Raw genomic sequence first — 14,046 nt, 5'->3', positions numbered from 1 at the left:
ACCTAACAAAAAATTAGTAATTTTAGACTCCTTACTGATAAAACTTATGCAAAAGATGACAAAGTTTGGTGAAATTATAAGTATTAACAAACCAGTGTTAATTGATTTTTATGCAGATTGGAGTGAGCTAGAACCTAGTTTAGACACACTTCGTGATGTTGCTGCTGCTTTAGGAGACAAAGCAAAAGTTATCAAGATAGATATTAAAAAGAATGAAGTTCTTGCTGAGGCTTTGCGTGTAAAAGGAAATCCGACATTTATGATTTATAAAAATGGCGAGATGAAGTGGCGTCAAACAGGTGAGCAGGATGCGAATACATTAATAGGTTTGGTACAACAATACGTTTAAGTTATCACCTTGAATTCATAACCTCTTCCTGAAAATTCTTGTAGTAGTATAGGTAGTGTATAATATAGCTTATCACTAGCTTTTATACTGTCGTGAAAAACGACGATGCTTCCGTTTTGCGTATTTCTAAGCACATTTTGCAAACAATTTTCCTTCGAAATACTTTTGTCAAAATCAGCCGATAATACATCCCACATAATAATTTTATAACCTTTTACTATCAATTGCTTAGCTTGACTGTTTTTGATTTTTCCATAGGGAGGTCTAAAAAGTTTTGTCTTCTGATTACTTAATAAGCTCTCACATTTATCAATGTTTTCATAATAAGTAGTATTGCTACTTTTCCAGCCATTTAAATGATTAAAAGTGTGGTTTCCTACCGAATGCCCTTCATTAACAATTCTTGAAAAAATAGATGGGTGTTTTTGAATATTATCACCAATACAAAAAAAGGTAGCTTTTGCATTGAATTGTTGAAGCTGTTCAAGTACAAATTCAGTGACTTCAGGTATAGGGCCATCATCAAAAGTGAGGTAGATTTCCTTTTTATCAGAAAAAAAAGACCACGTATACTTAGAAAGCAGTTGTTTAAGTATACGTGGTGTTTTTATAAAATAGAACCTCATTAAATTAAGGTTTAATAGTATCTAGCCCTTGAGGTAACTCAGGTTCTTCATCAGGCATTAAATGACTAAATAAACGAGCATGTGTTATATAGTCTTCAAAAACTTTTTTACCGTAGGATTCGTCTTTGTCGTATCGAGTAACTTGCTGAACTAAATTTTGATACATATACAAAGTTGTTTCTAAATTATCGATAATCAACTCAATGTCATTTCCTTTAAAAGTACTGTAATACTGAAGTTTTTGTTTGAAAATGTCTGCCAAAGTTTCAGCAGTTTCACGCGCTTTATCAATATCACCAATACGATAATATAATTCTGGGTAACCTAAAGAGAAATTGTAGTGGTCAAAATCTTTAATAGGCATTTTATGTAATGATAAATCTAATACCTCTTTAGCTTTTAAAGAGTCTCCTTCTTGTAAAAACTCTTCTGATAAACGAATCAAATTGTTGCGCAATGAAATTGAATTTCGTTTACTTTGTTCATCTAAGTATATTTCACCGTTGTTAATGGTTTTCCAATCCCATTTTTTAACATTAGCGTACATTTTTTCTGGGTCTATACGTCCCATGTCAAAAATTGTTTTTCCTTGGTTAGAGGTTTTAATAGGCACTAGTTTGTAGGCCATTCCGTCTAATTGTAAATAATCTTTTAACCAGATGTATTCTTCATCAGCATTGGCACCACCAGTAAAATAAATTGGACGTTTCCAGTCGAAGTTGTTTAAAATGTCTAACATTAAAAGTCTCGCTTTTGATAGCCCTTGAGAATCAACAGTAATGTCTATATGATCTACAATTTTATCAGCATCTTTTTGCGCTACTAATCCCGTTTTCAAAACATTTTCTTTGTTTACAGGAATACGAATTCTGTTAGTAGGATAGAATTTTTCTTTCGAATCCTCTCCTGTTTCTAAATAGGTTGCGTCATTATCACTAGCAATCCAACGCATAAAATCGTTTAAAGAAAGAATAGAATCTTTTAATTGTGGTATAGGATAATAGTATGCTACGTCTAAGGTTCCGTATTTATATTGATCGTGTGTCAACTGCGACGGAATAGGGTCAGCATCATAAGTTTTCTTTTTCATTTGGTCGATATACCAATCTGTTTGAAAAAGACTTGTATTTACAATTTTAATATCTCTACGGATTCCTTCTACTTGTTGCATGTACCATAGCGGGAAGGTGTCGTTATCACCAATCGTAAAAAGGATAGCATTCGGGTCGCAACTTTCTAAATAGGTTTGTGCATTCAGTTGTGCTAAATAACGATCAGATCTATCGTGATCATCCCAGTTTTGAAAGCCCATTAAAGTAGGAACAGCTAATAACGAAACTACAGAAACTGCGATAGCTACTACTTGTTTGTTGGTATACTTTTTAAAATAATCATATAAGGCAAGAACCCCAAAACCAATCCATATAGCAAATACATAAAACGAACCAACTACGGCATAATCACGTTCACGTGGCTCGAACGGTTTAGGATTGGTGTAAAATATAATAGCAAACCCAGTGAATACAAAAAATAGGGTTAGTGCATAAAAATTCTTTTTGTCTTTGTTAAGTTGGTATAACAAACCGAGAATACCTAAAAGAAAAGGTAAAAAGAAGTAAGTGTTACGTCCTTTGTTATTCTTGATGTTATCTGGTAAGTTCTCTTGAGAGCCTAAACGAGCTTCATCAATAAATTTAATACCACTTAACCAGTTACCGTTTTCAATATCTAAGTGTCCTTGAATATCGTTCTGACGTCCAACGAAATTCCACATAAAATAACGCCCGTACATATAGCCAAATTGATAATCAATCATGAACTTCATATTTTCTATAAAGGTAGGACGTCTTTTACTACGAGCAGGAATTCCAGCAATACTTTTGTATTGTTGCTCAGAAGCAGGATTTACCATACGAGGAATAAATCCTTTGTGTTTGCTTGAATAATTAGGAAGTACGTTTTTATATTTATTAACAATAACATACTTGCCATCTATTTTTTCGTACTTAGGTTTATCATCTTTATAAGGATTGTCAGGATCTTGTTCTCTATCCTTAGCTACAGAATAGTAATTGTCGTAAAAAACATTAGCATCGCCATATTGTTCACGATTATAGTAAGCTAATAATTCACGCGCGCTCGATGGATTATTTTCATTAATGATGGTGTCAGCATTCGCACGTATTGGTAACATTAACCAAGACGAAAACCCAATCATGATAAACAACACAGATAATATCAATGTATTTGCTGTAACAAAGTTCTTTTTACGTGTGTATTTTAATCCGAAAAAGAAGAGCCCAATTAAAATAAGTCCCGCAATGATAGTTCCTGAATTATATGGCAATCCTATTTGATTGATGAAAAATAATTCGGTAACACTAAAGAATTCTAAGGTAAAAGGGAATAGGAACTTGAATACAAAGGCTAAAACTAATATAGCAACTAGGGTTGCAATCGCTGTTGTTTTTACTGTGATGTCTTTATATGTTTTGAAGAAATACAATAAAACAATGGAAGGAATTACTAGTAATGACAAGATGTGTACTCCAAAAGACAATCCTACTACAAAACTGATTAGTACTAACCATTTATTCCCTCTAGGAGTGTTTAGTTCACTTTCCCAACGTAACCCTAACCAGAATAGTAGTGCCATTAAGAAAGATGACATAGCGTATACTTCACCCTCCACTGCACTAAACCAAAAGCTATCAGAAAACGTATATGCTAAAGCACCTACTAATCCACTACCTAATACAGCGATTGCCTCATTTTTACTAAATTTCCCATTTTTTACAGCCATTTTTCTAGCCAAATTGGTAATGGTCCAGAACATAAATAAAATGGTAAAAGCACTAGCTAATCCTGACATAAAGTTGACCATTCTAGCCCATTGACTAGGGTCGCTACTGAACATAGCAAAAAAGGCACCCAGCATTTGGAATAAAGGAGCCCCAGGAGGGTGTCCTACTTCTAAATTTACTGCGGTTGATATGTATTCTCCACAATCCCAAGAGCTTACTGTAGGTTCAAGGGTTAGAGTATAAGTGATTAACGCTACTGCAAATGAAACCCATCCTAAAATGATGTTCCATTTTTTATAGTTAAACTCAGTCATAGTTTTTTATCTAGATATAAAGTACGAATGTATTAATTACTTATGATTTTTTGTTGATAACAAAAATATAATTTTGAGTAAATTCATAACTCGAGAACTGATATAAAGTTGTGTTAAATGAAAAAAAACACAAAAAATTTGTCAAAATAAAAGTTTGTATTATATTTGCACCCGCAATAAGCAATTGGCCTATGGTGTAATGGTAACACACCGGTTTTTGGTACCGATATTCAAGGTTCGAGTCCTTGTAGGCCAACAAAATCCTTACGAACTTCGTGAGGATTTTTTTATAAAAAGTGTTTAATGATTTCTAAATATAAAACTTTGTTTTTATATTTGCACTGTAAACATTGGCCCATGGTGTAATGGTAACACACCGGTTTTTGGTACCGATATTCAAGGTTCGAGTCCTTGTGGGCCAACTAAAAAGTCTTAACTGAATAAGTTAAGGCTTTTTTTATTTGCAACAAATTCACGTAGTAGTCGTCTTCAATTAAAACACTTTTATTATGAAACGAATTGCAACCATCTTTTTCTGCTTTTTTGTGTTAAGTTCTTTTGCACAAAAAGAAAATTTTAAAACATTTTATCAATCTAATAAAGATAGAGCAGAGGTATCTTTAAATATTCCTAGTTTTTTTGCTAATATGTTCATCTCTGATGAAGATACTGATGAGTTTGGGGTTTTCTTAAAGAAATCTAAAAACTATAAAATCATGGTGTTCAATAATAATATGGCTTCAGTACAAAAAGATTTTAAAAAATTTGCACGAAGAAATAAATTGAAAACTTTAGTAAGAGTTAAGGATGGTAACGAAAGAGTTACAGTGTATTTTAGAGAAACAAAAGATCGTATCAAAGAAATTATTGTGAATGTATATAATAAGAGCGACGAGTTAGTTTTATTAGGAATTAAAACCAACCTTACGATGGATGAATTATCAGCTATGGTAGAAGCATCTACCAAAAGCAAAAGCATAGCTTCAAATTAAAAGATTTCTGAGTTCCTTGAGCGTAGCCGAAGGGAGGCATATAAATTAGTATTATAGAAAACTCCGACTGATAATGTCGGAGTTTTTTTATTAACTAAGCAATGCTTTTAAGCTTTCTACTACCGTTTTACTGTTTCCAATAAAAATTTGATCGTCAACAATAAAAACGGGACGTTTTAAAAAAGTGTATTCGTCTAAAATATACTGACGATAGTCTGCTTCACTAACATCTTGATTTTTTAAGTCCATTTCTTTATACAGTTTTGCTCTCTTGTTAAATAAGCTTTCGTAACTGTCGGTTAAAGCACGCATTTCTTCTAATTGAGAAACAGTAATAGGATTGGTTTTTATTTCTTGCTTTTCAAAACCGTCTAGATTCACTTCTTTTAAAATTCTACGGCAAGTATCACAGGTTTGTAAAAAATAAACTTTCTTCATGTATGTAAGCTTTTATTGTATTGGTTATAGCGATTAGTTTTAACCATTAAATAACAAACACTCATTGTAGGTTTTCATGGCTAAATAGGTATCTTTGAAATAGCTAAAATAAGTAGAAAAATGAACAAACAATTTGAAGTTTTAAAAAAATCAAGAGACTTAGTTTTAAAAAGAATAGAAGGTTTATCACACGAACAGTTACATGTAATTCCAGAAGGATTCAACAACAATATTGCTTGGAATGTAGCACACTTAGTAGTTACACAGCAATTATTACATTACAAATTATCTGGATTGGATTGTTTGGCACCTGATGAGTTAATAGAAGGATACAGAAAAGGAACCTTTCCTACCAAAGATTTTACTGAAGAAGAATTTGAAGAAGTAAAAGAGTTGTTAATTGGATTGCCAGATACCTTACAAGAAGATTATGAAGAAGGAATTTTTAAAGAATATCAAGAGTACGAAACGAGTACAGGTTTTGTGATAGATTCTTTTGAAAGCGCTATGACTTTTAATAACTTACACGAAGGAATGCATTTAGGAGTTATCATGAATTTGACCAAATTGGTGTAAAAACTCGTGAATTCGACATTCATTCAGATGAAAAACAATAAATGTCAATAGATGAAATTCAATACGAAAACCATACATGGGGGTCAACAGCATGAAGAAGCAACAGGTTCGGTAATGCCTCCCATATTTCAAACGTCAACCTATGCGCAATCAAGCCCAGGGGTAAACAAAGGATATGAGTATTCACGAGCAGCTAACCCTACACGTACTGCTTTAGAAAAAGCTTTTGCATCTCTTGAAAACGGAACACATGGATTTGCTTTTTCCTCTGGTTTAGCAGCAATTGATTGTGTATTACGAACTTTGAATTCAGGTGATGAGGTAATTGCAGGAGATGATATTTACGGAGGGACGTATCGTATGTTTACCAACATGTTTGAAAAATACGGATTGAAATTTCGGTATGTTGATATGAATGAAGTTGGCAATGTAATCAAAGCAATTTCTGATAAAACAAAGCTGATTTGGTTGGAAACTCCCACAAATCCGCTAATGAAAATTGCAGATATTGAGGAAATAACCAAAGCTGTAAAAGCAAAAAATACTGACATTCTAGTAGCTGTAGACAATACATTTGCAACTCCCTACTTACAGCGTCCGTTAGATTTAGGAGTTGATATTGTAATGCATTCAGCTACCAAATATTTAGGAGGACATTCTGATTTGGTAATGGGAGCTTTAATGGTTAAAGATGCTCAATTAGCGGAAGAATTACATTTTATACAGTTTGCTGCGGGTGCGATTGCTGGACCTATGGATTCGTTTCTAGCTCTACGTGGAATAAAAACCTTACACTTACGTATGCAACGTCATTGTGAAAATGGAAAAGCAGTTGCTGAATATTTAGAGGAGCATCCAAAAGTAGAGAGAGTGTTTTATCCAGGGTTGAAAAACCATCCAAATTATGAAGTAGCTAAAAAGCAAATGAATGATTTTGGAGGCATGGTTTCTTTCCGTTTAAAAGATCAGAGTAAACAAGCAGCTTTAACTTTTTTAGAAAACACTAAAATTTTTACCCTGGCTGAATCGTTAGGTGGTGTAGAAAGTTTGGTAAGTCACCCGGTAACAATGACACATGCTTCAATTCCTGAAGCAGAACGTTTAAAAATTGGGATTACTGACTCTTTAATACGATTAAGTGTTGGAGTAGAAGATATAGACGATTTATTAGCCGATTTAGAACAAGCGCTATCTAAATAAATAATAAAAAACAAAAAATGAAAAAATCCGAAGTATATAACCTTTGGGTTTTTTTATACCATCAATATAAAATATACCGTTCAGTATATTTTATATATATTTGTATCTCAAACTTTTTTGAAAAATGTCTAAATCAGAAAGAACAAAGGCTTTTATAATAGAAACAGTGGCTCCTATTTTTAATAAGAATGGTTATGCAGCCATGAGCTTATCTAAAATTACTGAGGCTACAGGTTTGACTAAAGGAGCTATTTATGGACATTTTGAAAACAAAGAAGAATTAGCTATAGAATCGTTTAAGTTTTCAGTAAGAAAAGTACTAAAAGACCTTAATGAAACTGTTAATAAGGGTGAGACACCTTTAAAAATGTTACTTAACGTGGCACTTTTTTATGAAGGTTATTATGAATACAATAAGCAATTTGGGGGTTGTCCTATTTTAAATATCGGTGTAGATGCTAACAATCAAAATAAGGTAATTGCTCAATTGGTTCAATCGTATAATCACAGGATTTTAGAGAAGTTTTCTCTGCTAATTGAAAGAGCAAAAGAAACTGATGAAATTAAAAATTCAATAGATAGTATGCTATACGCTAAACGCTTTTTTTATATGATTGAAGGAGCGGTGTATATGACACATATTATGAATGATGAAAGTTACTTAAAAGATGTATCTACAGTATTACAGCAAATAATAAAACAAGAATTACAGAAATAATATTTTTTTAACCATTAATATACCAATTGGTATATTTTAAATTTTACAGTATGGAAATCCCAAAAATTTTAGAAAGCAAAATAAAAATTAGATTTCAAGATTGCGATCCTTTTAATCACTTAAATAATGCTTCCTATTTCAATTATCTTATTAATGCTAGAGAAGATCAGTTGATTGCTAATTACAATTTAGATATTTACCAACATGGAAAAGAAAGAGGAAAGAGTTGGGTAGTAGGTTCACATCAAATAGCGTATTTAAAGCCAGCAACCTTAATGGAAACGGTAACGATAGATTCGCAGTTAATTCATTATGGAGCTAAAAACTTATTGGTAGAAATTAGAATGTGGAATGAAAATAAGACAGAATTGAAAGCGATACTTTGGAGTTCTTTTGTGTATTTTGATTTGATAAAATTAACTTCGGCAAAACACTCAGAAGATTTATTGGAGTTGTTTGAAAATGCTGTTCTACCAGTAGAACAAACAAGTTTTGAAGAAAGAACAAAAAGTTTTCGATTACAGAAAGCTGTATAAAAAAAGACCTGCAAAATGCAGGTCTTTTTTATTTATCGCAAAAGCTAAAATTATTTAGCTGCTGCATATCTTCTTTCTACTTCGTTCCAGTTGATTACTTTAAAGAAAGCCTCAATGTAATCAGGACGACGGTTTTGGTAGTTTAAGTAATAAGCGTGTTCCCAAACATCTAATCCTAAGATAGGAGTTCCGCCACAAGTAACACCTGGCATTAATGGGTTGTCTTGGTTAGGAGTAGAGCAAACTTCTACTTTTCCTCCTTTGTGTACACATAACCAAGCCCACCCTGAACCAAATTGAGTAGCAGCTGCTTTAGAAAAAGCATCAATAAACGCTTCTTTCGATCCGAATTCAGCATCGATAGCATCTTTTAATTCTCCAGATAAATATCCTCTATCTTCTGGGTTCATTACTGTCCAGAATAAAGAGTGGTTATAAAAACCACCTCCGTTATTACGAACAGCAGCATTGTTCATATCTAAATTAGTTAAAATATCTTCAATAGATTTTCCTTCTAAATCTGTACCTGCGATTGCATTGTTTAAGTTGTTTGTATATCCGTTGTGGTGCTTAGTATGGTGAATCTCCATAGTTCTAGCATCTATATGTGGTTCTAAAGCGTCGTAAGCGTATCCTAATTCTGGTAAGTTAAAAGCCATAATTATTTGTTTTTTAATAGATTAATTTTTTCGTTTTTCCGAATGTAAATTTAATCCAAAAAAATAAGGCAAACAACTGTTTGCCTTATGGATAATTTATTTGAGTATAAATAATAATTATTCTTTAGTATGTTGGTTTATCATCAGCAGAAAATTCATTCATAAATTCTTCAGCTTTTTCAACCATTTGTATACTACCACAATAAAAAGGTACACGTTGGTGTAGTTCGGTAGGTTTAATGTCCATAATTCTTGTAAAACCATCAGAAGCTTTTCCACCTGCTTGTTCACAAATAAAAGCCATAGGATTACATTCGTACAATAAACGTAACTTTCCTTTAGGGGTTATGGCTGTGGCCGGATAAATATATACGCCACCTTTAATCATGTTTCTATGAAAATCTGAAACCAATGAGCCGATGTAACGTGCTGTATACGGACGATTATCAGCTTCGTTTAATTCTTTACAATACACCAAGAAACGTTTCATTCCTTCTTGAAAATGGGTAAAATATCCTTCACTTACTGAATAAATTCTACCTATTTCTGCAAACTGCATATTTGGGTGCGATAAGTAAAAAGTACCAATGGCAGGGTTTAAGGTAAATCCATTCACTCCATTACCAGTTGTAAAAACTAACATGGTTGAGGTACCGTAAGCAACATACCCTGCAGCTACTTGCTCACTACCTTTTTGTAAGAAATCTTCTTTGGTAACAGGAGTTCCAACAGGAGAAATTCTTCGGTAAATAGAAAAAATAGTTCCAACAGATACGTTTACATCAATGTTAGATGATCCGTCTAAAGGATCCATTAACAACACATATTTGTTCTCGTTAGCTTTGTTTTGACCTTCAACAATTACAAAGTCGTCTTCCTCTTCACTAGCAATACCACAAACAATTTCACGATTAATCAATGTTTGTTTAAACAAATCATTCGCTAAAACATCTAGTTTTTGCTGTGCTTCACCTTGTACGTTAATATCACCAGCAGCTCCTGTAATATCAACCAATCCAGCTTTTCTAATTTCGTGATTTACTACTTTAGCAGCTAAACGAATAGAATTTATTAAACGAGATAATTCACCAGAAGAATATTTAAAATCTTTTTGTTTACTGATGATAAACTCACCAAGAGTCATGTGCTTGTTGTCCATGTTAAATATTTGTGTTGCGCGTACAAAGATGCCAACTTTTTAGGGTACCTACAACGATTTAGAAAATTTATTTTCATACATTTTATAAATTGTGAATAGCCAATTAGTTTTTATATTAAATAAACAATGTATTTTATCTATATTCGCAGTTGTTAAAAAAAAACTTAAAATTATATGAAAAAATTATTACTCATAGTAGCGTTCATATCATACGCTAATTCTTTTGCTCAAAGTGCTGATTTAGATAAAGAATATTTCAAGGTTTCCTACGTGCAACTTCCTGAAAATCCTATATTAGAGAACGATAAAAGAACATACTCTATTAACCTTAGAGAAGTGGCAATAGAAGGGTTTTCAAGAGTGAATAACCCAGGGACATTAGATATTGATTACAATTTTAGCGGTACAACAATAACCAATGCAAAGATTGATAAAATTAAGCACGAAAAGAAAGATAAAGATGGAAATGTAACCTCTACATGGTACACATACAAAGCTAAGGCTAGATTTACTTCAAGTGCAGGAATTACGGTTATTAATGCTTTAACGAAAGAAAGTTATAATAAAGCGTTTCAAGAAAGTTCAGATTATGTAAGTGACGCTTTTTCTAGCTACTATAAGGCAGAAAGACATTATGCTAATAACAAATACGATATTAAAAATAACCATGCATCTAAGCATAAGGCTACCATCAAAAACAGAGTGAAGGCACATTTAAATGATAAGTATGGTTATGTGCCTTATTCTGAAAATAAGTATTTATGGATTTTAGGCTCTAAGAGACATCCAGAATATGCAAAGCATCACGAGGCGTTCCAAAAAGTAAAAGAAGCTTTTGAGAAAATGAAATATGATGAGCCCACAGATAAAATAGCTAAAGAACTAGAGCCTGTAATTGCTTATTTTAATGATGTTGTTCCAAGGTTTGAAGGGAAAAAGCGTAAGTTAAGAAAAGTAAGGTATGCTAGTTATTATAACATAGCAAAAATGTACTATTATTTAGATATGCCTGAAAAGACAAAAGAGTATGCTCAGAAAATAATTGATAACGATTATGATAAGTCTGACGGTAAATATTTAATTAAATCTGCTGAGAGCCTTATTGAGACTTTAAAGAGAAATCAAATGACTTCACGTCATATGGAAGTGCTTACAGAAGACCTTAGAAATGAGGAAGAAATAGCAGAAGTGGTAGAAGAAGAACAATCAAAAGAAAATAAAATCAGTTTAGAGTTACAAAAGGCATATTTAGTTTCTGCTAAGAACGATACACTTTTTGTTAATGTTAATAATGAAGATATCTCAAAAATAGGCCATACAATTAAAACAGTTCAGTTAGATAGTAAAGGGGAGTTAGTGGGTGTATTAACTACAAAAGCGAGTAAGTGTAAAGAAGTTTTATTTATAGATGGAACTCGATATAAAAGTATTAAGTTTAAAGAATCTTCAGTTAAATCGGGATCAGTTGATTTAGGTCAAGCAGCTTTAGGAGGGGCTTCTGGTAAATTGTGTAAAGTACTTTTCGAATCAGACAAAATAGGATTATACAAGTTTAACAACAAAGAATTAGTAATTCTTCCTACAGGAAGTGAAAAAGGAAAGTCTACTTCGGGAATGGGCTTTGTGTTTGGATTCAATAAAAATTTAGCTAAACTAGCTAAAGATTGTCCTTCGGTAGCCCAAAAAGCAAAATCAAAAGCTTATAAAAATACAGAGGAAAGCTTAGTGAAGTTTTGCGAAGAGCTAACTAATTGTGGAGGAGACCAAGTATCAAAATAAAAGCCAACAGGCAATAAAGTTAAAAGCAACCTTTTTAAGGTTGCTTTTTTTATATCTTAGAATTGAAAATTCAACAAAAAAATATGATGTGTTTTAATTTTTTATTTGTTTTAACAGAATATTTTAAGAGAAGTATCTTTACCCAAAAATTAAGAAATGAGTTTTATTATTAGAGCAGGAGAACAAAAAGACGCGCAAGCTATTTTAGATTTAATTATTGAGTTAGCTGTTTTTGAAAAGGAACCGAATGCGGTTGAGGTTACGGTTGAAGACATCATTAAAGATGGTTTTTCAGATACACCTAAATTTAAAACCTTTGTAGCTGAAGAGAATAATAAAGTTATAGGGATGGCATTGTTTTACGAACGCTATTCTACATGGAAAGGAAAGGCAATTCACTTAGAAGATTTGATGGTAACACAATCTAGAAGAGGAATTGGAGCAGGAAAAGCATTGTATACATCGGTGCTTAACTACGCTTATGAAAATGGATGTAAAAGAGTAGCTTGGGAGGTGTTAGATTGGAATAAAGGAGCTGTTGATTTTTATAAAAGTACAGGAGCAACGGTATACGACGAGTGGAGAGTATGCCATATGAATGAACAAAACTTACAACAATTTTGTAATGAGAATATTTAAGTTTGGAGGAGCATCAGTAAAAGATGCAGATGGAGTAAAAAACGTTGCACAGGTGTTGCAGCATGAAGGAACAGAAAATACATTAGTAGTGATTTCTGCCATGGGAAAAATGACCAATGCTTTTGAACGTGTGGTTGAGGGTTATTTTTATAAAAAAGAAGATTTTAATGAGGCCCTAAGCTTTGTAGAGAACTTCCATCAACAAATGATAGATGACCTGTTTTCTCCAAACCATGAGGTATATAATAAGGTAAATCATTTATTTGGTGAGTTGAGTGGGTTTATGGCTCGAAATACATCCAAAGATTACAATTATGTATATGATCAAATGGTAGGTTTTGGAGAATTATTATCTACTACTATTGTAAGCGCTTATTTATCTGAAATTGGAATAGAAAACCAATGGTTAGATGTAAGAGAATACATTAAAACTGATGGAAACTATCGTGATGCGAAAATTAATTGGGAGCAAACAGAACGACAAATTCAAGGAAAAGTAGATGTTTCTCAATTAAATATTACCCAGGGATTTTTGGGAGGTTTTGGAGAGGAAACTACAACACTTGGAAGAGAAGGGTCGGACTATACAGCAGGTGTTTTTGCTTATTGTTTAGATGCTGATAGTGTTACGATATGGAAAGATGTGCAAGGAGTGCTAAATGCTGACCCCAGAGTATTTTCTGAAACAGCTTTGTTACAAGAAATTTCGTATATCGAAGCTATTGAAATGGCATTTTACGGAGCCTCTGTAATTCACCCAAAAACAATTCAGCCGTTAGAGCAAAAGAATATTCCATTATTTGTGCGTTCATTTGAAGATGTAACCAAGTCTGGAACATGTGTTGGGAGAGGAAAGAAAATAACACCTGAAGTTCCATGTTTTATTGTAAAGAAAAATCAAATTCTAGTAGCGATATCAGCCAAAGATTTTTCTTTTATGGTAGAAAATAATATTAGCGATGTATTTAAAAAACTACATGAGTATAAACTAAAAGTAAATTTAATACAAAACTCAGCAATTAGCTTTTCGGTTTGTGTGGAAGACAAGTATAATAATTTTGAAGACTTTTACAACGATTTAAAAGGAGCATATAAGATTAGGGCATACAAGGATGCTACGTTGTTTACTATTCGTCATTTTAATGATGAAGCCATAGAAACTATTAGAAAACGAGGTAAATCAATCATTCGCCAAATTAATACTGAAACTGCACAATTAGTGATTCAAGAAAACATGAAAAGCTAGCAAAAAATGAA

The 14,046-nt window shown here is 32.6% G+C and carries 14 protein-coding genes and 2 tRNA genes; 11 read left to right on the top strand and 5 right to left on the bottom strand.

Features of this window, described 5'->3' with window-relative positions:
• The first annotated feature begins 55 nt into the window (after positions 1–55).
• On the top strand, positions 56–349 hold the full coding sequence (locus tag DFQ07_RS04385) for a thioredoxin family protein (RefSeq protein WP_133535432.1): 294 nt from the start codon (positions 56–58) through the stop codon (positions 347–349).
• Here DFQ07_RS04385 and DFQ07_RS04380 read toward each other — a convergent pair.
• Both DFQ07_RS04380 and DFQ07_RS04375 read right to left on the bottom strand, forming a co-directional pair.
• Positions 346–975: a polysaccharide deacetylase family protein gene (locus DFQ07_RS04380; protein WP_133535062.1), complete on the bottom strand. Its 630-nt coding sequence runs from the start codon at positions 973–975 to the stop codon at positions 346–348. The two genes, DFQ07_RS04385 and DFQ07_RS04380, sit on opposite strands and share 4 nt — an antisense overlap.
• Before the next feature lie 4 nt (positions 976–979).
• The gene (locus DFQ07_RS04375) at positions 980–4,093 is read right to left on the bottom strand and encodes a DUF2723 domain-containing protein (protein WP_133535061.1); all 3,114 of its coding nucleotides are present in this window, start codon (positions 4,091–4,093) and stop codon (positions 980–982) included.
• Positions 4,094–4,278: 185 nt separating this feature from the next.
• Between DFQ07_RS04375 and DFQ07_RS04370 the strand changes: the two genes are divergently transcribed.
• The 3 genes from DFQ07_RS04370 (at position 4,279) to DFQ07_RS04360 (ending at position 5,085) form a co-directional block, all read left to right on the top strand.
• A tRNA-Gln gene (locus DFQ07_RS04370) sits at positions 4,279–4,349 on the top strand.
• Between the two features lie 95 nt (positions 4,350–4,444).
• A tRNA-Gln gene (locus DFQ07_RS04365) sits at positions 4,445–4,515 on the top strand.
• An 87-nt stretch (positions 4,516–4,602) separates the two neighbouring features.
• The gene (locus DFQ07_RS04360) at positions 4,603–5,085 is read left to right on the top strand and encodes a DUF4252 domain-containing protein (protein ID WP_133535060.1); all 483 of its coding nucleotides are present in this window, start codon (positions 4,603–4,605) and stop codon (positions 5,083–5,085) included.
• A 90-nt stretch (positions 5,086–5,175) separates the two neighbouring features.
• Here DFQ07_RS04360 and DFQ07_RS04355 read toward each other — a convergent pair whose 3' ends face one another.
• Positions 5,176–5,523 carry an arsenate reductase family protein gene (locus DFQ07_RS04355; RefSeq protein WP_133535059.1) on the bottom strand — a complete coding sequence of 116 codons (348 nt, stop codon included), beginning with the start codon at positions 5,521–5,523 and terminating at the stop codon, positions 5,176–5,178.
• A gap of 120 nt (positions 5,524–5,643) precedes the next feature.
• Here DFQ07_RS04355 and DFQ07_RS04350 point away from each other — a divergent pair, with 120 nt between their 5' ends.
• The 4 genes from DFQ07_RS04350 to DFQ07_RS04335 all read left to right on the top strand — a co-directional run bounded on the left by DFQ07_RS04350 (position 5,644) and on the right by DFQ07_RS04335 (position 8,553).
• A complete protein-coding gene (locus DFQ07_RS04350) occupies positions 5,644–6,099 on the top strand; it encodes a DinB family protein (protein WP_133535058.1) in 456 nt (151 codons plus the stop codon).
• A gap of 51 nt (positions 6,100–6,150) precedes the next feature.
• Complete coding sequence (locus tag DFQ07_RS04345; protein ID WP_133535057.1) at positions 6,151–7,299, top strand: cystathionine gamma-synthase; 1,149 nt, start codon at positions 6,151–6,153, stop codon at positions 7,297–7,299.
• Between the two features lie 124 nt (positions 7,300–7,423).
• Positions 7,424–8,017, top strand: a complete 594-nt coding sequence (locus DFQ07_RS04340) for a TetR/AcrR family transcriptional regulator (protein ID WP_133535056.1) — start codon at positions 7,424–7,426, stop codon at positions 8,015–8,017.
• A 50-nt stretch (positions 8,018–8,067) separates the two neighbouring features.
• Positions 8,068–8,553 (top strand): acyl-CoA thioesterase, encoded by a 486-nt coding sequence (locus tag DFQ07_RS04335; RefSeq protein ID WP_133535055.1) that lies wholly within the window; start codon positions 8,068–8,070, stop codon positions 8,551–8,553.
• A 50-nt stretch (positions 8,554–8,603) separates the two neighbouring features.
• On the opposite strand, the gene DFQ07_RS04330 is transcribed toward DFQ07_RS04335, so the two are convergent.
• Positions 8,604–9,212, bottom strand: coding sequence for a superoxide dismutase (locus DFQ07_RS04330; protein ID WP_133535054.1), 609 nt, complete (start codon positions 9,210–9,212; stop codon positions 8,604–8,606).
• A gap of 124 nt (positions 9,213–9,336) precedes the next feature.
• Positions 9,337–10,371 (bottom strand): class 1 fructose-bisphosphatase, encoded by a 1,035-nt coding sequence (gene fbp / locus DFQ07_RS04325; RefSeq protein WP_133535053.1) that lies wholly within the window; start codon positions 10,369–10,371, stop codon positions 9,337–9,339.
• Between the two features lie 174 nt (positions 10,372–10,545).
• Here fbp and DFQ07_RS04320 point away from each other — a divergent pair, with 174 nt between their 5' ends.
• From DFQ07_RS04320 to DFQ07_RS04310, 3 genes are all read left to right on the top strand, one after another.
• On the top strand, positions 10,546–12,150 hold the full coding sequence (locus DFQ07_RS04320; protein WP_133535052.1) for a hypothetical protein: 1,605 nt from the start codon (positions 10,546–10,548) through the stop codon (positions 12,148–12,150).
• Between the two features lie 156 nt (positions 12,151–12,306).
• Positions 12,307–12,789, top strand: coding sequence for a GNAT family N-acetyltransferase (locus DFQ07_RS04315; RefSeq protein ID WP_133535051.1), 483 nt, complete (start codon positions 12,307–12,309; stop codon positions 12,787–12,789).
• Positions 12,776–14,035, top strand: coding sequence for an aspartate kinase (locus DFQ07_RS04310; protein ID WP_133535050.1), 1,260 nt, complete (start codon positions 12,776–12,778; stop codon positions 14,033–14,035). The genes DFQ07_RS04315 and DFQ07_RS04310 overlap by 14 nt, the downstream gene beginning before the upstream one ends.
• Positions 14,036–14,046: the final 11 nt, after the last annotated feature.

This window comes from Tenacibaculum caenipelagi (genome assembly GCF_004363005.1).
GTDB lineage: Bacteria > Bacteroidota > Bacteroidia > Flavobacteriales > Flavobacteriaceae > Polaribacter > Polaribacter caenipelagi.
This window is presented reverse-complemented; position numbering and strand designations above follow the sequence as displayed.